Source organism: Rhizobium sp. 10N427 (assembly GCF_056394605.1).
This window is the reverse complement of the sequence record NZ_JBFTID010000011.1, coordinates 159608-177305: the sequence shown is the minus strand read 5'-3', so window position 1 is coordinate 177305 and position 17698 is coordinate 159608. Positions and strand designations below refer to the sequence as shown.

Annotated in this window: 16 protein-coding genes and 1 tRNA gene; 4 read left to right on the top strand and 13 right to left on the bottom strand. The window is 61.6% G+C overall.

The window, feature by feature from the left end; translation table 11 throughout:
- Window positions 1–42: 42 nt before the first annotated feature.
- Together AC1DIJ_RS21960 and AC1DIJ_RS21955 are read right to left on the bottom strand one after the other, a co-directional pair.
- The gene (locus AC1DIJ_RS21960) at window positions 43–1374 is read right to left on the bottom strand and encodes a sigma-54-dependent transcriptional regulator (RefSeq protein WP_112385407.1); all 1332 of its coding nucleotides are present in this window, start codon (window positions 1372–1374) and stop codon (window positions 43–45) included.
- Window positions 1371–3164 (bottom strand): sensor histidine kinase, encoded by a 1794-nt coding sequence (locus tag AC1DIJ_RS21955; protein WP_477831550.1) that lies wholly within the window; start codon window positions 3162–3164, stop codon window positions 1371–1373. Before AC1DIJ_RS21955 ends, AC1DIJ_RS21960 begins: the two co-directional genes overlap by 4 nt.
- Before the next feature lie 212 nt (window positions 3165–3376).
- Here AC1DIJ_RS21955 and AC1DIJ_RS21950 point away from each other — a divergent pair, with 212 nt between their 5' ends.
- On the top strand, window positions 3377–4039 hold the full coding sequence (locus AC1DIJ_RS21950) for a sulfite oxidase-like oxidoreductase (protein WP_112385408.1): 663 nt from the start codon (window positions 3377–3379) through the stop codon (window positions 4037–4039).
- Here AC1DIJ_RS21950 and AC1DIJ_RS21945 read toward each other — a convergent pair.
- From AC1DIJ_RS21945 to AC1DIJ_RS21935, 3 genes are all read right to left on the bottom strand, one after another.
- The gene (locus tag AC1DIJ_RS21945) at window positions 4024–4635 is read right to left on the bottom strand and encodes a hypothetical protein (protein WP_112385409.1); all 612 of its coding nucleotides are present in this window, start codon (window positions 4633–4635) and stop codon (window positions 4024–4026) included. The two genes, AC1DIJ_RS21950 and AC1DIJ_RS21945, sit on opposite strands and share 16 nt — an antisense overlap.
- Before the next feature lie 169 nt (window positions 4636–4804).
- Window positions 4805–5542 carry a CbtA family protein gene (locus tag AC1DIJ_RS21940; RefSeq protein WP_112385410.1) on the bottom strand — a complete coding sequence of 246 codons (738 nt, stop codon included), beginning with the start codon at window positions 5540–5542 and terminating at the stop codon, window positions 4805–4807.
- Between the two features lie 12 nt (window positions 5543–5554).
- On the bottom strand, window positions 5555–5764 hold the full coding sequence (locus AC1DIJ_RS21935; protein WP_097590488.1) for a CbtB domain-containing protein: 210 nt from the start codon (window positions 5762–5764) through the stop codon (window positions 5555–5557).
- A gap of 206 nt (window positions 5765–5970) precedes the next feature.
- Between AC1DIJ_RS21935 and AC1DIJ_RS21930 the strand changes: the two genes are divergently transcribed.
- Window positions 5971–6528, top strand: coding sequence for a histidine phosphatase family protein (locus AC1DIJ_RS21930; RefSeq protein ID WP_112385411.1), 558 nt, complete (start codon window positions 5971–5973; stop codon window positions 6526–6528).
- A gap of 257 nt (window positions 6529–6785) precedes the next feature.
- On the opposite strand, the gene AC1DIJ_RS21925 is transcribed toward AC1DIJ_RS21930, so the two are convergent.
- The 4 genes from AC1DIJ_RS21925 to AC1DIJ_RS21910 form a co-directional block, all read right to left on the bottom strand.
- On the bottom strand, window positions 6786–7229 hold the full coding sequence (locus tag AC1DIJ_RS21925; RefSeq protein ID WP_112385412.1) for a response regulator: 444 nt from the start codon (window positions 7227–7229) through the stop codon (window positions 6786–6788).
- Window positions 7226–8719 (bottom strand): sensor histidine kinase, encoded by a 1494-nt coding sequence (locus AC1DIJ_RS21920; RefSeq protein ID WP_477831549.1) that lies wholly within the window; start codon window positions 8717–8719, stop codon window positions 7226–7228. Before AC1DIJ_RS21920 ends, AC1DIJ_RS21925 begins: the two co-directional genes overlap by 4 nt.
- A gap of 114 nt (window positions 8720–8833) precedes the next feature.
- Entirely contained in the window at window positions 8834–9178 is a 345-nt protein-coding gene (locus AC1DIJ_RS21915) for a hypothetical protein (protein WP_112385413.1), read from the bottom strand.
- Window positions 9179–9252: 74 nt separating this feature from the next.
- Window positions 9253–9495: a DUF6894 family protein gene (locus AC1DIJ_RS21910; RefSeq protein ID WP_112385414.1), complete on the bottom strand. Its 243-nt coding sequence runs from the start codon at window positions 9493–9495 to the stop codon at window positions 9253–9255.
- 227 nt (window positions 9496–9722) lie between these two features.
- Between AC1DIJ_RS21910 and AC1DIJ_RS21905 the strand changes: the two genes are divergently transcribed.
- Window positions 9723–11294 carry a bifunctional diguanylate cyclase/phosphodiesterase gene (locus AC1DIJ_RS21905; protein ID WP_112385701.1) on the top strand — a complete coding sequence of 524 codons (1572 nt, stop codon included), beginning with the start codon at window positions 9723–9725 and terminating at the stop codon, window positions 11292–11294.
- Between the two features lie 454 nt (window positions 11295–11748).
- Here AC1DIJ_RS21905 and AC1DIJ_RS21900 read toward each other — a convergent pair.
- From AC1DIJ_RS21900 to AC1DIJ_RS21890, 3 genes are all read right to left on the bottom strand, one after another.
- Window positions 11749–11825: transfer RNA gene (locus AC1DIJ_RS21900), tRNA-Met, on the bottom strand.
- Window positions 11826–11956: 131 nt separating this feature from the next.
- Complete coding sequence (gene mnmA / locus AC1DIJ_RS21895) at window positions 11957–13156, bottom strand: tRNA 2-thiouridine(34) synthase MnmA (protein WP_112385415.1); 1200 nt, start codon at window positions 13154–13156, stop codon at window positions 11957–11959.
- A 216-nt stretch (window positions 13157–13372) separates the two neighbouring features.
- On the bottom strand, window positions 13373–14500 hold the full coding sequence (locus tag AC1DIJ_RS21890) for a TDT family transporter (RefSeq protein WP_112385416.1): 1128 nt from the start codon (window positions 14498–14500) through the stop codon (window positions 13373–13375).
- A 96-nt stretch (window positions 14501–14596) separates the two neighbouring features.
- Between AC1DIJ_RS21890 and AC1DIJ_RS21885 the strand changes: the two genes are divergently transcribed.
- On the top strand, window positions 14597–15490 hold the full coding sequence (locus AC1DIJ_RS21885; RefSeq protein WP_112385417.1) for a LysR family transcriptional regulator: 894 nt from the start codon (window positions 14597–14599) through the stop codon (window positions 15488–15490).
- On the opposite strand, the gene AC1DIJ_RS21880 is transcribed toward AC1DIJ_RS21885, so the two are convergent.
- The gene (locus AC1DIJ_RS21880) at window positions 15467–17551 is read right to left on the bottom strand and encodes a bifunctional diguanylate cyclase/phosphodiesterase (RefSeq protein ID WP_112385418.1); all 2085 of its coding nucleotides are present in this window, start codon (window positions 17549–17551) and stop codon (window positions 15467–15469) included. The genes AC1DIJ_RS21885 and AC1DIJ_RS21880 overlap by 24 nt on opposite strands.
- Window positions 17552–17698 lie beyond the last annotated feature (147 nt).

Here is a 17698-nt window from a genome sequence, read left to right as displayed (position 1 = left end):
AACAAAGGCCAAAGACGATGGGTGGAAATCCACCCATCTTGGCTATTCGGAAACGAGCATCTTCTTGTCGAGCCCGTATTTCTGCATCTTTTCGTACAGCGTCTTGCGGGAAATCTGCAGCGACTCATAGACGGGCTTGAGGCTTCCGCCATGCGCGACAAGCGCCGTGGCAATCACGCCGCGCTCGAATTCGGCGACGCGATCGGCAAGCCCGGACACTTCGCCATTCGGCCGCTCGCCACTATCGAGGCCGAGGACCAGGCGGTCTGCCGCGTTGCGCAGTTCCCGTACATTGCCCGGCCAGTCGCGCTGGGCGATATCGGAGATCAGGTCAGGCGAAACCGGCAGATCGTCGCGCCCATAGCGCGCCGCCGCCTCTCGTACCAACTGGAGAAACAGCAGCGGAATATCCGCGCGCCGCTGCGTCAGCGCCGGCACATGCAGGGTCGCAACATTCAGCCGGTAGAAGAGATCGGCGCGGAAGCGGCCGGCGGCGACTTCGGCTTCCAGATCGACCTTGCTGGTGGCGATGAAGCGGACGTCGAGCGGCACGATTTCGTTGGAGCCGAGCCGCGAGATCACCCGCTCCTGCAGCACTCTCAGAAACTTCGCCTGCAGATCGAAGGGCATCGAGCCGATCTCGTCGAGCAGGATTGTCCCGCCGCGGCCATGCTCGAATTTGCCGTAACGCGGGCGCACGGCGCCGGGAAAGGCGCCGGCCTCGTGGCCGAACAGCTCGCTCTCAATGAGGTTCGCAGGCAAGGCCGCGCAGTTGATGGCGATGAAAGGGCGGCTGGCCCGGGCGCTGATATCATGAAGTGCCCGGGCCACCACTTCCTTGCCTGCCCCTGTCTCGCCGACAATGAGCGTATCGGCATCGCTCGCCCCGATCGCCCGAATGCGGTAGCGTAGATCGACCATCACCTGCGTTCGCCCCGGCAGCCGCGATTCGATGTCATCGCGCTTTCCGGCAACGGCTTTCAGCAGCCGGTTTTCGAGGACAAGACTGCGGCGCTCCAGGGCGCGCTTGATGACACCGGCCAGCATCTGCGGCGTGAACGGCTTTTCGATGAAATCATAGGCGCCTTCGCGCATTGCCTTCACCGCCAGCTGCACATCGCCATGGCCGGTGACGAGGATCACAGGCACTTCCGCATCGATCTCGCGGATCCGGTTCATCAGCGTCATGCCATCGGTGCCGGGCATGCGGATATCGCTGACGACGACGCCGGGGAAACTGTAACCGATCAGCTCGAGCACATGGTCTGCGTTCGAGAAGGTCTCAACATTGAAGCCCGAAAGCTCCAGCGCCTGCGCCGTCGAACGGCGCAGCTCCTCCTCGTCATCAACGAGCAGGATCTTCTGTTCACTCATTCCGCGGCCTCCGGCATGGCGCCCGCCGCCGATTGCAGTTCGATGCGGAATTCGGCCCCGCCATCGGGGTGGTTCGCAACAGTCAGGCTGCCGCCGAAATCCTTGATGATGTTGTAGGAGATGGAAAGACCGAGCCCCAGCCCCTTGCCGACGCCCTTGGTGGTGAAGAACGGGTCAAAGATGCGCTCGGCGATCGCCGCCGGCACGCCTGGCCCGAAGTCACGCACCGTCAGCACTACCTTGCCGGCACTCTCGAAGGCGCTGACCTCGATCCGCCGGTCGTTGAGGCCTTCCACGGCATCCGCTGCATTGGAGATGACGTTGACCAGCACCTGCTGGAGACGCACGGAACCCGCCCGGACGACCGGCGGATGCAGCCCAAGATCGAGCTGCAGATCGGCATCGGCCGCCTTCAGCCGCCAGGCGACGATCTCCAGCGTATCGCGGATCGCCTCGTCGAGCGGCACCGGCCCGAGCTTCTCGTTGGGCTTGCGGGCGAAATTGCGCAAGTGCTTGCTGATCGCCGCCATCCGGTCGATCAGCCCGCCGATACGGCGGATATTGTCCTGCGCCTCGGTGTTTCTTCCGCGGTCGAGCAGCACGGCGGCGCTATCCGTATAGGTCTTGGCGGCCGCCAGGGGCTGGTTGAATTCATGAGAGAGTGCCGCCGACATCTGGCCGAGCCCGGCAAGCTTGCCCGCCTGGATCAAATCGGCCTGCGTCTGCCGCAACTGCTGCTCCGTCAGGCGCCGCTCGGCGATCTCTTCCTCGATACGGCTGTTGACCCGGGCAAGATCGGCCGTGCGCTCCTCGACGCGCCGTTCCAGCTGGTTGCGGGCGTCTGCCTGCAACTGCATGCGTTCATTGAGCCGCATCCGGCGCTGGCGCAGAACGGCAAAGGCGAGACCGGCAATGCAGAGCATGAGGAAACCGGCGACCAGCGCCGTGCGCGCCTGCGCCCGGACAGAGCCGGTGTCGAGCAGAACGTTTACGGTCCAGTCTTCGGCCTGCATATACTGCGAGAGCACCAGATATTCCTTCTGCGCGCCCTCCTCGATCATCGTCATCAGATCATGCTCTGCGAACCGGCTGCGTCCGAGCGGCAGCGCCGTCAGCGCCGCGTTGGCATAGCGCCGGGAGGCCTCGGTCCGCTGCATGCGATCCGCCGTCAGCGGCAGGATGCTGTTATAGAGCCAGGCCGGCTTGCCGGACATGAAGATGATGCCTTCAGGATCGGAGACGAAGATGCGATATTCGCCGCTGGTCCAGGAAGACTCGATCATGTCGATATCCACCTTGAAGACGATGACGCCGCGGATGTCATCGCCGGCCCTGATCGGTGATCCGAAATAATAGCCGCGCTTCAGCGAGGTCGTCCCCAGCGCATAGAAACGCGACTGCTTTCCGGCAATCGCCTCCTGGAAATACGGGCGGTAGCTGAAATTCTCGCCGATGAAGCTTCCCGGCATATTGAAATTGCTGGCGGCGATCGTCTCGCCGTCGGGCTTGATCACATAGATGTCTGAGGACTTGAGGAGATGGTTGATCTCCTTGAGATAGAGGTTCGCGGCATCCCGAAGATCCTTGTCGTCGGGATGCGTGACCAGTTCCTTGATGTCGTCGTGATCGGCAATCAGCGCCGGCAGTGCCTCGTAGCGGTTCAGGTGACCGCTGAGGGCCGAGACGGCCAGCCGCAGCGCTGTCCCTGCCTGCGCCGAGGCTTCGCCCATATAGGCGCGCGTCGCCAGCGATCCGCCGTAATAGAAAAAGGCGAAAACGACGAAAGGCACTGAAAACAGCGCAAATATAAGCCTATGCCTCTGTGACAGCGGCGGCTCCTCCCATTTTGCCTCCCTCCCCAGGAAGGCAACCCCGACCGCCCGATTGTAATGACCGGCGCCGCGAATTCCAAGAGGCGACAGGCATGGCCAAGGCGATCGCCCCGCCCTTGACACGCCCTGCCCGGAATTGTCCTATCGGCCGACTGTGATGGGAGACCACGATGACAGACGAACAGGCGCCTGTTGACAGCAAGCTCACCACGTCCAAACGCCGCTGGGCCGCGGAAGGCAAGTTCCTCACCGGCCGCATCTCCCGCCCGGAGACCGAGCGTTTGCCGCCCGGCCAGCATCTGGTGAAGAACTGGCCGGTGCTCGACCTCGGCGAGCAGCCGGCGATATCGCTGGATGATTGGAAGCTCGAGGTGCGCGGTCTCGTAGAGACACCGCTTGCGCTGACATGGGCTGATTTCCAGTCGATGCAGCAGAGCACCCGTGTCAGCGACATCCATTGCGTGACGACATGGTCGCGCTACGACAACCGCTGGGAAGGCGTCTCAACCCGCGATCTGCTGGACGCCGCCATGCCGAAGGCCGAAGCCGGTTACGTCATGCTGACGAGCTATGACGGCTACACCACCAATCTGCCGCTGGCGGATTTCGCCGCCGAAGATGCGATCCTGGCGACCGCCTGGGAGGGGCAGCCGCTGACGCTTGATCACGGCGGCCCGATGCGGCTGGTCGTGCCGCATCTCTATTTCTGGAAGAGCGCCAAATGGCTGCGCCGCATCGACCTGATGCCGTCGGACAGGGCGGGCTTCTGGGAAATGAACGGCTATCACATGCTCGGCGACCCCTGGCGCGAGCAGCGCTACACCGAAGACTGAACCCGCAGCAGCCTGCGGCCGGCGAAGAAGACGCCAAAGATCACCGCGAAGAAACCGGTCAGCGACGCCATGCTTGCCGTATGCAGCGGAATTTCGCTCCAGCGCGGCTTGATGACATCGGCAGTGTTGAAAGCCTCGCCGCTGAAGCGGCAGGTGATCAGCGACAGGCCGCGGCGCACCATGTCGGCATCGGCATCCGAGATGATCGCATTGGCTTCGTCAGCCTCACGCGGCATCTCGCGCATCGAGAGCAGCACCGCCTTGGTGGCGGCCAGATAGGCATGGGCGCATTCGTTGAACGGGCTTTCCTCGTCCGTCACGCTGCCGGGCATACGGCCCCGGAGACAGTAGGAATACTGGATCTGCGCATAGTTCAGCACCCGGCGGAACGGCTCGTTCGTATCGGTGGCGCCGGACGCGAGCGCGATGATCCGATCGCGGTAATCAGCCATGACCGCCATTTCGCCATGCGAAATTTCAGGGACAGGAATGCCGCTGTGGTTTTCCGACGCGGTGCGGCTATGGGCCATGGCTCCGCCGGTCAGCAGCGCGAGCGCAGCTACAGAGATCGCCGAACGAAGAAGCAGCCGTTTCATCGCAGACCTTACCAATCCCTCATTCCTGTGCTTGTCACAGGAATCCAGTGCGTCCATGTCCATGGACGCGGGAAACTAGAGTCATTCACCGCGCCGACGCGCGGTGGCTGGATTCCTGTGACGAGCACAGGAATGAGGGAGAGTGCGGAACACCTCCCTCACCAACCTCTCACCGAAACGCCGGACGGCCAACCGGGGACCGCGTTTCAAGCCGCTTCTCGGCCAGGAAACCGAAGACCACCGCCAGCACCGACCACAGGACCACATGCATGCCGAGCGACGTCGTGCGGAAGCTCCAGAGCACCGCTGCCGAATAGTTTTCCGGCACCTCGTTGATCGGCGGCAGCAGATACTGCACGGCACCAATGAAGACGATATAGGCGATACCGGCGATGATCGAACCGTTCCAGATGCCGAAGCGGACAGCCAGATTGCGGGCAAATGCCACGGCGGCAACCAGCGCCCCAACCGAGACGACGATCATCAGGAAAAACAGCTCGGTGCGAACGCCGATCGTGTCCGGATTGCCGACAGCCGGCGGATTGGCCGGGTACTTGATGCCGGGAACGAGGATGATGGCGACGAAGGCTGCCAGCGCGATGACGGCAGCGGTGCCGCGGGCGCTGAGCTTGCTGAAGCGGCCATGCACGAAGGCGAAGGCAAGAGCAAAGAGACCGCCGACGGCGATGCCGTAAGCCATTACCCCGGTGAAGAGGCCGATGCCGGCTTGGGTGGCGCGGCTGACGATTTCGGGTTCGGCGGCTTCGCCGGCAGCCGTGGCTGCGGCTTCCTCGAAGGCGATCGCCTGATCGACCAGCGGCTCACCGAATGTATGGGCGAAGGCAAAAACCAGGATGCCAGCAATCGCCCCCGCGATCATCCCGCGGAGAAGAAGATTTCCAACCATGTCTGTCGTCCTTTAGTGGCAGGGGAAGCCGAGAAGGTGGCGGCCGTCATGCACGAATTCGTGCACATACATGCCGTTGAAAAGCGCCATGGCGCCTTCTTCCGTGCCGACGAAATAGATGGCGATGATCATCAGCAGGCCGCCGAAGATCGCCCATGGCAGGATTTCGCCTACCGGGATTGGCGCCGGTGCTGCGACGGGCGCAAAAGTGGTGTCAGACATGTATTCCTCCTGGAATGACGCGTTCAGTCGAAAGAGTGTTGGCGGCAAGGTCTGACTTCCAGCCTGCTTTCGCATCCTGGTCACAGTGGCGCGACCGCGCCGGATTTCCACCGGCTTCCAAACCCGCAACATGCCCGTTATATCTCTAGGCTGAGAACTGTCAACGAAACTTCATTTGCCATCCACGGCAAGCCGGAGGCTCACCTGTGCATACCCGGCTGACCTGGATCTGCCACGGCCCGACCAGCGCCAACCGCGAAGGCCGCTTCCCTCTGAACGAGCCACTGGAACAGAGCGCCGTTGTGGAAACCGCAGCGTTGACGGAGAAGCTTCGGCACGCCGATCGGAGCGCAAGCAGCCCTGCCCTGGCAGGATTGCAGACGGCCGAAATCCTGAGCCTTGCCGCCACCGGCGACCCAAGGCTCGCCGATCCAGACTACGGCCGCTGGAAGGGACGCTCACTTGCCGATCTGCAGGCAAAGGAGCCGGACGCTCTGGTTCAATGGATGACGGATCCGCAATCGGCGCCGCATGGCGGAGAAAGTCTCGCCAAACTTCAGTCTCGCGTCACCGGCTGGATGGAAGAACAGCAGAGCCTCGACGGGCACGTGATCGCAGTCGCCAATGCTGCGGTGATCCGGGCCGCCGTTCTCCATGTGCTGAACGCGCCGCTCGCCTCGTTCTGGCTGGCCGACATCGAGCCGCTTGCCATCCTGCGCATGAGCCATGACGGCCGCCGCTGGGCGCTGCGCTTCGGCCGCTAGGCTACCATTTCCAACATGAAATTTAGATAAGCCTTACGCAAGCAAGTTGCGCGATACCTATTGAACCCGGCTTGCCGGGCGCTAAGTCCTTGCCCCGGGGAGACCAGCCATGACGTATGATTGGAGTGGGGAGCGTACACGGCGCGTGCGTCTTCTGAAGATCGTTACCGCCGTTGTTCTCATAGGCTTTGTCATCAGCATCCCGATGCTGGTGAGCTGAAAGAAGGGCGAGCAGCCAAACCGCTCGCCTTTTCGCGTTATTGCTGCGGAATCTGGATGACCGCGAAGAACAGGCCGAGCTGGCGGATCGCGTGCGCGAAGCCTTCATAGTCCACAGGCTTGGTGATGTAGACATTGGCGCCGAGATCGTAGCAGCGCTGGATTTCACGCTCGTCATCGGTCGTCGTCAGGATCACCACAGGCATGCGCTTGGTGTGCTCGTTGCCCTTGATCTGCTCGAGAATGTCGATGCCCGACGTATCGGGAAGGTTCAAATCAAGCAGCACCAGCAGATAGCGGTCCCTGCTGACCTCACCGCTGCGATCGGCACCGAGGATGAAATCGAGAGCGCTCTTGCCATTGGTGAAGGGAACGATCTCGTTGTTCACGCCGGCCCGGCGCACGTTCTTCTCGATGAGGCGGGCATGCCCCTCATCGTCTTCGATCATCACGATCGTGACTTCCTGGCCCGTGGCTTTCATGACTCTGTACCCTTTACGATGGTGGTGAGATCCGAAGGCAGGAGCAGCGTGAACGTGCTGCCGGTACCCTCCGTCGACTCGACAGTAATGTCGCCGCCCAAATTTCGTATTAACGAACGCACATATGCCAGGCCGATCCCCTCGCCCGGCTGATCTTGCTCGCCGGCGCGGCGGAACAGCTCAAAAACGCGCTCGCGGTCGTTCTTTGCAATACCGCGGCCATTGTCCTCGACATCGATCTTGATACGGCCCTTGCCGGCAGGCATTGCCCGGACCGCAATCTTCACCGGGCGGCCAGGATAGTGGTATTTGACCGCATTGTCGAAAAGGTTGCCGACGATCTGGTCCAGCGAGAAGCGGTCCGTGATGAGCGCCGGAACGCGAATGTCCATCTCCATCGTCCCGTCGGCAGCAACCACCTGGTGGTGAACGCTCGCAGCCGCAGTCTCCATCGCGGCCTTGAGGTCGACCCTCTCCGGAACCAGTTTGCGGCGCCCGTCGCGGGAAATCTTGAGGATGGCGTTGATCAGCGAATCCATTTTCCGCGTCGACGAGCGGATAAAGCTCATCGCCTCCGGAAGGTCTTCCTCCACCGCCAGCCGCGCTTCCTTAATCTCGCTTTCGCTCGGCTTCTTCTCGTCGGCCATCACATAGGCCGTCACTGCAACGAGGCTCGCCTCCAGTTCGCTGAGGAAGCCCATGATATTGACCAGCGGCGCGCGCAGGTCGTGGGTGACGATATAGGCGAATCGCTGGATCTCCTGATTCGCCTGCATCAGATCCTCTGTGCGCTCGTTGACGCGCTCCTCGAGGCCGCTGTTCAGCGCTTCCAGTTCCTCACGCGCACGCGACAGATCGCGCACGTGCTGGAAGATAATGAGGATGGCGCCGCCAAGCACAATCACGATCGCCAGCGCACCGCCGACGGTGACCCATTGCAGATCGCTGGCGGCCTCAAGCTGCTCGGCAACGATCACCCGCAAATGCTCGTCGGTCAGTCCAATGAAGCCGATCATAAGGCGCCGGGCATCGTCCATGTAAACGCGCCCGCTGTCGTTGCTGACGATGGCAAGCGCTTCCTGCTGCCTTCCGCTCTGGGCGAGCGCTACGGTGTTCTCGACCTCTGCCAGCTTGCCGTCGATCGCCTTGTCGAGATCAGGCAGTTTCCCGGCATATTCCGGGTAGTTGGCAACGGCATCGGCAAGGCGCTTTCGCCGCTCCGGCAGATTTTTCAAGGCCAGATTGAAAGGATCGAGATAGCTCTGCTCGCCGGTCAGCAGGAAGCCGCGCTGGCCGGTTTCGGCATCCTGAAGCGCCGAAAGCAGATCGGCCGAGCCGCTGCGGATCCGGCGCATCTCGGCAACGGTATCGGAATAGACCCGGTTCTCCCTCGTCAACCACAGCGAGGTCCCGACGATGCCCACCAGAAGCAGAACGCCGAGCCCGAGCATGATCAGCGTCGAGCGAACGAAGGAGGTGTTGGATGACATCAGGGATTTCTCTGAAAAGGATTTTCTGAAATACAAGTGACGGAAAAACGCCTTGCGATCAACCCGATGACCGCAAGGCAATGATACCCAGCGTGACTATAAATGGGATTTGCGTCAGTGTTTGACGCCGTCGCCCGCAATTGACGGACTGGTCACCGAAACCGGATCGCTTGCCGGAAACGTATCCTCAAGGCCACGGTCAAGCTGCGCTTCCAGCTCCTGCTCTGCCTTGGAAACGCGCGCACTCTCGCGAACGCGCATATCGCCGCCTTCCTGCGCCTCGGCCGAAGCAAATTCGCCCATCAACGCCTTCGCCTTATCGATTGCGTTTTGCCGGTTGAGATCATCGGCTCCCTTCATCTGAACGGAAACGACCTCGCCGCCATCACTGACAAATTCGACGGTGAATCCCGATTTTCCGCCATGGCTGGGAATGACCTGAGTGCCGACGACCTGCATGGACCTGTCCTCCTAAGCGTTTCAACTTCAATGTCCAAACGGCAGAAGCGATCGCTTGGTTCCGCCGGCCACCTTCACGATTGGCGCAGGTAGCTGATGGTCAGCTCGAGTTCGAGATTGACGATCGGCATACGCTGGCCGTTCTGCACTTCGATACTCAGCCGCTCGCCCGGCGCCGACGGCAACCCATCCAGCGCCATTTCCGCCAGCACGCGCTTGGCCTGCTCAACGGCCGATATCAGATCCGGAAACTCGAATGCCCGGTCGGCTGGCACAGTGCCGTCATTGTCATGCGTCTTGAAATAGAATGCGGACATTGCTTCCCACTCTGGTTTTGCTCTTTAAAGCGGGAAGCACGCTAAAGGTTTCAATTCGCGTCTAAAAACTTGGGCGGAGCCGGCCAGGCCCGTCGTTTCCGTGCGACCAGCCATCCCTTACGTCCTTCCGCAGCCCAGCGATTGCAGCAAACAATCACTACCCGTTTTCAACGAACATTTCAGACTTCGATGATATTGCTATGTCTTATATGGGGTGAGGAATGACGATGCCGGGGTTCTTTCGTAGCCGTGCCGGAAGGCAATGTTTATCGGTCATGATGCTGGGAACGGTCCTTTGGCTGCTCGGCGCCTGGCTGCAATTCGGCGACGGGCTGTCGGCTTTTGTACAGATGTTCGACGATTACGGCGCCGAGAAACTGGTGCTCGCCTTCGTCATCGCCGGTGCGATGAGCTTCATCTATTCGATCCTGCGCATAGCCGATCTCCGCCAGGAAATGGAGCTTCGTGCCGCGGCCCAGTTCAAGGCCGATTGGACGGCCACCCACGATCACCTGACCAAGCTTCCAAACCGCTACGCCTTCGAGCGTAAAAAGCTCACCCGCTCCACGCCGAAGAACCACGAGCATGCAGAGGCGGAAGCGCTGAATGTCACCGTGTTTTCCGTCGATCTCGACGGCTTCAAGAAGGTCAACGATCTCGTCGGCCACAAGGGCGGCGACATCCTGTTGATCGAGGTGGCGCGCCGCATCTGTTCGCTCGGCAACGCCGATTGCGTCTACCGCTTCGGCGGCGACGAATTCGTCATCATCGGCGCCGGCATGACCGAGGAGCGCGAGCGGCATTTCGCTCGCGTCCTGATTCAGGCCGTCACCCGGCCAATCAGCATCGACGGCTTTGCCGTCGAGGTTGGCGCCAGTGTTGGCTACGAGCGCTGGATCGAGGGCAGCGAGCCGCTCGAAAACGCCGCGCACCGCGCCGATCTTGCCATGTACGAAGCAAAGTCGCGCGGCCCCAACCATGCCCTCGCCTTCGAAGCCTCGATGCAGGACAAGGTCGCCGAACGCGCGGCCCTCGAAGCCAAGCTGCGCACCGCCATCCAGCAAAAGGCCATCCGGCCCTTCTACCAGCCACTGATCGACCTGAAGACCGGTGATATCTGCGGCTTTGAGGCGCTTGCCCGCTGGACCGACGATAGCGGCACCAGCATCCCGCCGCCTGTCTTCATCGGCATTGCCGAAGAGACAGGAATGATCACCGAGCTTTTCGAAAACCTGCTGACCCAGGCCTGCAGCGATGCACTGGCCTGGCATGACCGGATCGTGCTCTCCTTCAACATCTCGCCGGTGCAGATGGAAGACAGATTGCTGGCCTCGCGCGTCCTCAAGGTGCTGGTCGCCTCCGGCCTGCCGCCGGAGCGGCTGGAGATCGAGATCACCGAAAACGCCCTGATTCAGGATCCGGCGGTGGCCGCCGTCATCCTCGACGAACTGCATGCGGCGGGCGTCCAGATCGCTCTTGACGACTTCGGCACCGGCTATTCCAGCCTTGCCCAGCTTGCCCGCTACCGCTTCGACAAGATCAAGATCGACAAGAGCTTCGTTGCCACCTACCAAGACGACGAACGCCAGGAAAAGATCGTCCGCGCCATGCTCGGCCTCGGCCACAGCCTGAACATCAAGACGACGGCCGAGGGCATCGAGGAACACAGCCAGCTCGGCTACCTCACCCGCCTCGGCTGCGATATCGGCCAGGGCTACCTGTTCGGAAAGGCGATGCCTGCAGAACAGGCCAGCGCGTTTATCGCGGAACGGATGCAGACGCTGTCTGCTGCGGGATAGCCGGGGGTATCCTGAAAGCCTACGGGCCCGAATCCGGTGAGCCGATGCAAATCACCACGCTCTCAGGAACCAAACCGCGCAGACCGCGTTGCTTTTCCAGTCTCGTCAACAGAACGTTGGAAGAAGCATGAAGAAAATAATAGTGGCCTGCCTGCTCGCCGGAGACCGTTCGCTATTGGCGTCACGGTGATCTCATTCAAAGACGTGAACGGATTTGCCGGTGATAGCCTGACAGATCGGCCTTCGGATCAACCTATGCCCGTCGCACACCATTGCGGCGGGCATTTTTGGTCAAAACGTCGAGCGCTTGGGAAATGTGGGATGAAGACGCTGAAGGCACAGAACGCATCTGACCAGAATCAAAGCAAGCAGAGCTGCCCAAAAGTCTCATCGCAAAAAGCGATCAGAAGCTTTTCCAAGCCTCACATTAGAATGCGTATTCGGTGATGAAAAATGGTAGCGGGGGGCGGAATTGAACCGCCGACCTCAGGGTTATGAATCCTGCGCTCTCACCAACTGAGCTACCCAGCCACACCATCCGGACAAGACATTCGCAAAGCGGCGGCCTGTCGGATGAGCGGGTTATTAAGAGCGTCTCGGCTTTGTGTCAAGCACGTGAAGGAGAAAAAGGGAGCGCTGCAGCATGGCTTTTCCCAACAATTTCACGCAGCCACCGGCTGGCTCAGAAGTGCTTTCAGCGAAGCTTCCGCTGCGGGCTCGCGTTCCGAGCGTTCGATGAAGCCGCCGCCGAAAACGCGGGCGTCATCGCCCGGCGCCGAATAGAGCGCGCAGGCCTGGCCCGGCGCGATACCGGCTTCGCCGACGGTCAGATCGACATAGATGCCCGATGCGTCGGCGCGCAGCACCGCCGGTTCCGGCACACGGGTGGAGCGCACCTTGGCATAGCAGGCGAAGCCTTCGCCGGCAGCAGCCTGCAACAGCGGTTCGTCGCCCAGCCAGTTGACGTCGCGCAGATAGACGCGGTGGGTTTCCAGCGCTTCCTTGGGGCCGACGATGACGCGGCGCGAGCGCGCGTCGAGATAGACGACATAGAGCGGGTCGCCAGTGGCGACGCCGATGCCGCGGCGCTGGCCGATCGTATAATGCAGGATACCGTCATGACGGCCGAGCACGCGGCCGTCGAGATGAACGATCTCGCCCGCCAGCGCCGCATTTGGCTTCAGCTTGTTGATGACATCGGAATACTTGCCCTGCGGCACGAAACAGATGTCCTGGCTGTCGGCCTTCTTGGCGACGACGAGGCCCATCTCTTCGGCAAGCTTGCGCGTTTCAGACTTCGGCAGACCGCCCAGCGGAAAGCGCAGATAATCGATCTGCTCCTGCGTCGTCGCGAACAGGAAGTAGCTCTGGTCGCGATCGGCATCGGCAGGGCGATAGAGCGCTCTGCGTCCCGGCGCGCCGCTCGCAGGATTGGGCCGCGAGCGGATGTAATGGCCGGTGGCCAAGGCATCGGCCCCGAGCTCCTTGGCGGTTTCCAGCAAATCGGCGAACTTGACGGTCTGGTTGCAGGACACGCAGGGGATCGGCGTTTCACCGGCCACATAGCTTTCCATGAACGGGTTGATCACCGTATCGCGAAAGCGCTTTTCATAATCGAGCACGTAATGCGGAATACCGAGCGTCTCGCAGACGCGGCGCGCATCGTCGATATCCTGACCGGCGCAGCACGAACCGGCGCGGTGAACGGCGGCGCCATGATCGTAAAGCTGCAGGGTGATGCCGAGAACGTCATAGCCCTGGCGTTTCAGAATCCCGGCCACGACGGAACTGTCGACGCCGCCCGACATGGCAACGACGACACGGGTGTCTTCCGGCTTCTTGTCAAAATCCAGTGTATTCACGTCCGACTGCCAAATTCTGCGCGAGTTCCACGATTGATGCCACCGGCATACTTTGCGCTGCAAATACGGCCGGTTTCAATGCGTCCGGCGGGCTCGTCCGCCGGGCTTTCCGTGCCGCTGGATATAGAAAGGATTGGCCGCCCACGCAAGGGGCAGCCGCCACAGCCGGAATTCGGCCAGCGTCGTGACGAGTGAGCGGCCTATGCCGCGCAGAATTCAGTTCTCCAGGCAGGGATCGGCAAAGAGAAAACCTTTCAGCGCGCCGGAGAGCGTCTTGCCGACCACGACCAGCCAGATCATCGCAAGCGCCGCCACCAGCACGCCGCCGAAACTTGTCAGCAGCGGAAAGTCGAGCAGCTGGCCCAGCCGCAGCGTAGTAACCGCATAGACGCCGATCGGAAAGGTGAAGGCCCACCAGCCGAGATTGAACGGCAGCCCTTCGCGCGCATGGCTGACCGTCGTCGCGATGGCGATCGCCAGCCACCAGAGGCCATAGCCCCAGAGCAGAACGGCGCCGAGCAGGCTAGCGCCAGCCATCGCCGTCGCCAGTTCGCCGAGCCCCTTTGTTTCCAGCACACTGCCGCTATTGGCGGCAAAGAGAGCCAGGCCGAAAGCACCGGTGCCGATCGGGCCGAGCGCCAGAAAGCTCGTCGCGCTCATATTGGCAGGCGGCAGCTTGTGCAGCGCCATGCGCAGGAAGAGGATCACCAGAATGCCGAGCGCCAGCGGCACGGAGCAGGCCCAGAGGACATAGCTCGCGAAGAGCATGGTGAATTGCGGCGCACCGGACGGCAGGTGCGCCATCAGCATCGCCCCGCTGCCGGCGGTCACCTCGGAGGCGACGATAGGCAGCAGCCAGACCGCGGTCATCTGATGGATCGCGTGCTCCTGCCGGGTGAACATGGCAAGTGGAATGGAAAGGCCGGCAAGGATCGCCAGCGCCGCATCGAACCACCAGAGCGATTGCGCGATATCGATCGCGAGATCCCCGATCAGCGGCTGCCCGAAGATCACGAAGCCGTTGATGATGGTGGCGAGTCCCATCGGAATGCAGCCAAAGAACATCGAAAGCACCGGATGATCGAAGATCCGGCGCGCATCGCCAGGATAGATGATCCACTTCGCCGCATAGATAAGCGAAAGAGCAATGAAGAGCAGGAGGTTCGCCACCCACAGCGTTTCGCCGAGGCTGTAGAGCGCCGGTGCCGATGGAAACTGCGCCAGGCAGACGGCGAACATCCCGGTGCCCATCGTTGCTGCAAACCAGTTGGGCGTGAAATGCCGGACAAGCCTCAGCCCTTCGCTGGGAACATCACCCGCACCGGTTTTCATCAGAATGGTCATTGCCGCTCGCCTCATCTTTCGGCGTCACCAATAGCCCCTTGAATTAATCGCTTCCAACGAATTGTAATTGTAAAAACGTTCGATAAAATCGATGAAATGACCCTTGAGCAACTCCGCATCTTCGTCGAAGTCGCCGCCCGCCAGCATGTGACCCGCGCCGCCGAATATCTGAACATGACGCAATCGGCCGTCAGCGCCGCAATAACCGCGCTGGAGACCCGCCACGGCGTGACGCTCTTCGACCGCGTCGGCCGCTCGATCGTCCTCAACCGGACGGGCCAGCTGTTTCTCAAGGAAGCACAGCAGGTGCTGGCAAGTACCAAGGCAGCGGAGGCGGCCCTGATGGATCTCTCCGGCCTGATGCATGGCGAACTGTCGATCATCGCCAGCCAGACGGCCGCCGCGCACTGGCTGGCGCCGAAGCTGGCCGCCTATCGCAAGCTCTATCCCGGCATCAAGCTCAATATCGGCATCGGCAACACCGTCGAAACGGCCGACGCCGTGATGAACGGCAAGACGGAAATCGGACTGATCGAATGGCGCGAGGATCGCCGCGGCGTTTCGGCCCGGCAGGTTGCGATCGATGAGATGATCGTCATCGTCGGCCGCGGTCACCCCTGGACGGACGGCAAGCCGCGCAGCATCGGCGACTTCCGGCAAACCCCGTGGGTGATGCGTGAGGCGGGATCGGGCACGCGGCATGCCTTCGAAAGCATGATCGAGGCAGAGGGTCTCAGTCTCGCCGAGCTTGACGTTACCCTGCAATTGCCCGCCAACGAGCCGATCATTAGCGCCGTCGAGGCTGGATTGGGAGCGACCTTGATGTCGCGGATCCTCGCCGACCCCTTACTCAAGAGCGGCACCATCGTCGAAGCGGCCATAAAGCCGCTGCCGCGGCCCTTCTTCCTGCTGCGGCATGAAGAGCGCTATCGCAGCAAGGCAGCAGATGCCTTCGACGCGATGATCTCAACGGTAGCGGGCGCGCCTTAACGGCACATCGCCTTCGATCATCCGCTCGGCGTCGGCCTGTGGCATCGGCTTGCCGAGCAGATAGCCCTGCACTTCCGCGAAGCCTTCCCGCCGTAGCCTCTGCAGCTGCTCCTCCGTCTCGATGCCTTCGGCAAGCGTCACCGCATTGAACCCTGAGCCGATGCCGGCGACGGCACGGATGATTGCCAGATTGCCGGGGTCGCTCTCCATGCCGGCGACGAAACTGCGGTCGAGCTTGATCTTGTCGAAGGGAAAGGCCCTCAGATAGCTGAAAGACGAATAGCCGGTGCCGAAATCGTCGATGGCGATGCGCAGACCGAGCTCCTTCAGGGCCCGAAGCAGCGGCAGGCTCTGTTCGACATCGGCGAGGAAAACGGACTCGGTGATTTCGATCTCCAGCCGCTGCGCCTGCAATCCGCTGTCGCCGAGCGCCGAAACGACGGTCGCGAGCAGCGTGTTGTGGCGGAACTGGCAGACCGAAAGATTGACGGCGATCTTTAGATGTTCGGGCCAGCCGGCTGCAACGCGGCAGGCTTCGCGCAGCACCCATTCGCCGATCGGCACGATCAGCCCGGTTTCTTCGGCGAGCGGAATGAATTCCATCGGCGCCACAAGTCCTCGGCTCGGGTGATGCCAGCGGATCAATGCTTCGAAACCGGCGAGTTCGCCGCTCGCCGCCTGCACGATCGGCTGGTAGTGAAGCTCGAACTGCCGCTTCTCGACGGCATCGCGCAATTCGGCGATGAGCTGATGACGCCGCTCCACTTCAAGGCGCATTTCCGTCTCGTAGAAACGGTAGGTGGAGCGGCCGCTTTCCTTGGCGGCGTAAAGCGCCAGATCGGCATGCCGCATCAGCACGTCGGCATCGCCGGCATGATCCGGCGCCAAGGCGACACCGATGCTGCAGGTCACGTGCTCGTTGCTGCCGTCGAGATCGAAAGGCGCGCTGAGCACCGCGAGCAGCTGCTCGGCAAAGCGTCCAGTCCGGCCGCAATCGCCGGATTTCAACACGATCGCAAACTCGTCGCCGCCTAGGCGCGCCACGAGATCCCCCTCCTCCAGCAGCATCTTCAGCCGCCGCGCCACCTGGCAGAGCAGCGCGTCGCCGGCCGCGTGACCCTTGCTGTCGTTGATCAGCTTGAAGTGATCGACATCGAGGTACAGCAGCGCGATCGGCGTCTGCGCCGTCGCTGCCGCGGCATGGCTCTCGATATGATCGGCAAAAGCCGCGCGGTTCGGCAGCCCGGTGAGGGCATCGTGCATGGCAAGATGCGCAAGGCGCGCTTCGAAAGCGCGCTCCTCGGTCACGTCCTGCGAGATGCCGAGAAGATAACGGCGCTGACGGCCCTCAGATGCTGGAAGCGCACGCTTCACCGTCTTCAGCAGACGGTGGCCGCCGCCTTTCTTGGCAATGACCTCCTCGAAGGTGATCGTGATGTCTTCTTCCAGCACCCGTTTGTCCTGCTCGCGGAAAAACCGCGTCTTGTCGCGAAACACTACGCGGTCGGTCTTGCCGACGATCTCGCGGCCGGGCATTTCGGCAATCGTGGCGCTCTGGCGGTTGAACAGCACATAGCGCCCGTCGTCTTCCATATCCTTGACGAAGACACCGACCGGCAGGTTATCGACGATGCTGTCAAGCAGTGAGCGAGCGTCAGTGACCTGCCGTCTGGCGGCGTTGACCTCGGTTCGGTCCTGAACGATGGCAAGAATGGCATTGCCGCCGTCGAAGCGCACCTCGCGCCCGTAGGTCAGCACTTCGAAGGGCTCGCCGCTGGCCTTCAGATGCGTCCAGCGCTCGGCCCGCTCGATATCGGTCCGGCCCTGAACGGCGCTGACCATCCGCTCCCGCTCGGTCGCGGGCCGGATGTCGAGCACCGTCATCCGCGCGAAGGCCTCGGCGGAATAGCCGTAGAGATCATGGGCCGCATCGTTGACGATCAGGAAACGCAGCGTGACGGGATCATAGACCCACATCGGCGACGGATGGGTCTCGAACAGCGAACGGAAGTCATCGTTCGGGGCGTGGAAATCATCTGGATTCGTCGTGGTGAAGGCCATGAATCTTATCGGACATTGAAATAGGACTCTTCCGTTATAAATAAAAAAGCTAAATAAAATCAGAATCATAGCACGCCTAAACTTTAGGCGAAAGCCCGATGAATAGGCATCGTCGTTCTGTAAAATCTCGGCAAGTGCTTCCCGTCA

Bases quoted from the DNA above. Each gene is read 5' to 3' on its own strand.
- AC1DIJ_RS21960 (WP_112385407.1), bottom strand. From the start codon at position 1,374: ATGAGTGAACAGAAGATCCTGCTCGTTGATGACGAGGAGGAGCTGCGC.
- AC1DIJ_RS21950 (WP_112385408.1), top strand. From the start codon at position 3,377: ATGACAGACGAACAGGCGCCTGTTGACAGCAAGCTCACCACGTCCAAA.
- AC1DIJ_RS21945 (WP_112385409.1), bottom strand. From the start codon at position 4,635: ATGAAACGGCTGCTTCTTCGTTCGGCGATCTCTGTAGCTGCGCTCGCG.
- AC1DIJ_RS21940 (WP_112385410.1), bottom strand. From the start codon at position 5,542: ATGGTTGGAAATCTTCTTCTCCGCGGGATGATCGCGGGGGCGATTGCT.
- AC1DIJ_RS21935 (WP_097590488.1), bottom strand. From the start codon at position 5,764: ATGTCTGACACCACTTTTGCGCCCGTCGCAGCACCGGCGCCAATCCCG.
- AC1DIJ_RS21925 (WP_112385412.1), bottom strand. From the start codon at position 7,229: ATGAAAGCCACGGGCCAGGAAGTCACGATCGTGATGATCGAAGACGAT.
- AC1DIJ_RS21920 (WP_477831549.1), bottom strand. From the start codon at position 8,719: ATGTCATCCAACACCTCCTTCGTTCGCTCGACGCTGATCATGCTCGGG.
- AC1DIJ_RS21915 (WP_112385413.1), bottom strand. From the start codon at position 9,178: ATGCAGGTCGTCGGCACTCAGGTCATTCCCAGCCATGGCGGAAAATCG.
- AC1DIJ_RS21910 (WP_112385414.1), bottom strand. From the start codon at position 9,495: ATGTCCGCATTCTATTTCAAGACGCATGACAATGACGGCACTGTGCCA.
- AC1DIJ_RS21905 (WP_112385701.1), top strand. From the start codon at position 9,723: ATGCCGGGGTTCTTTCGTAGCCGTGCCGGAAGGCAATGTTTATCGGTC.
- AC1DIJ_RS21890 (WP_112385416.1), bottom strand. From the start codon at position 14,500: ATGACCATTCTGATGAAAACCGGTGCGGGTGATGTTCCCAGCGAAGGG.
- AC1DIJ_RS21885 (WP_112385417.1), top strand. From the start codon at position 14,597: ATGACCCTTGAGCAACTCCGCATCTTCGTCGAAGTCGCCGCCCGCCAG.
- AC1DIJ_RS21880 (WP_112385418.1), bottom strand. From the start codon at position 17,551: ATGGCCTTCACCACGACGAATCCAGATGATTTCCACGCCCCGAACGAT.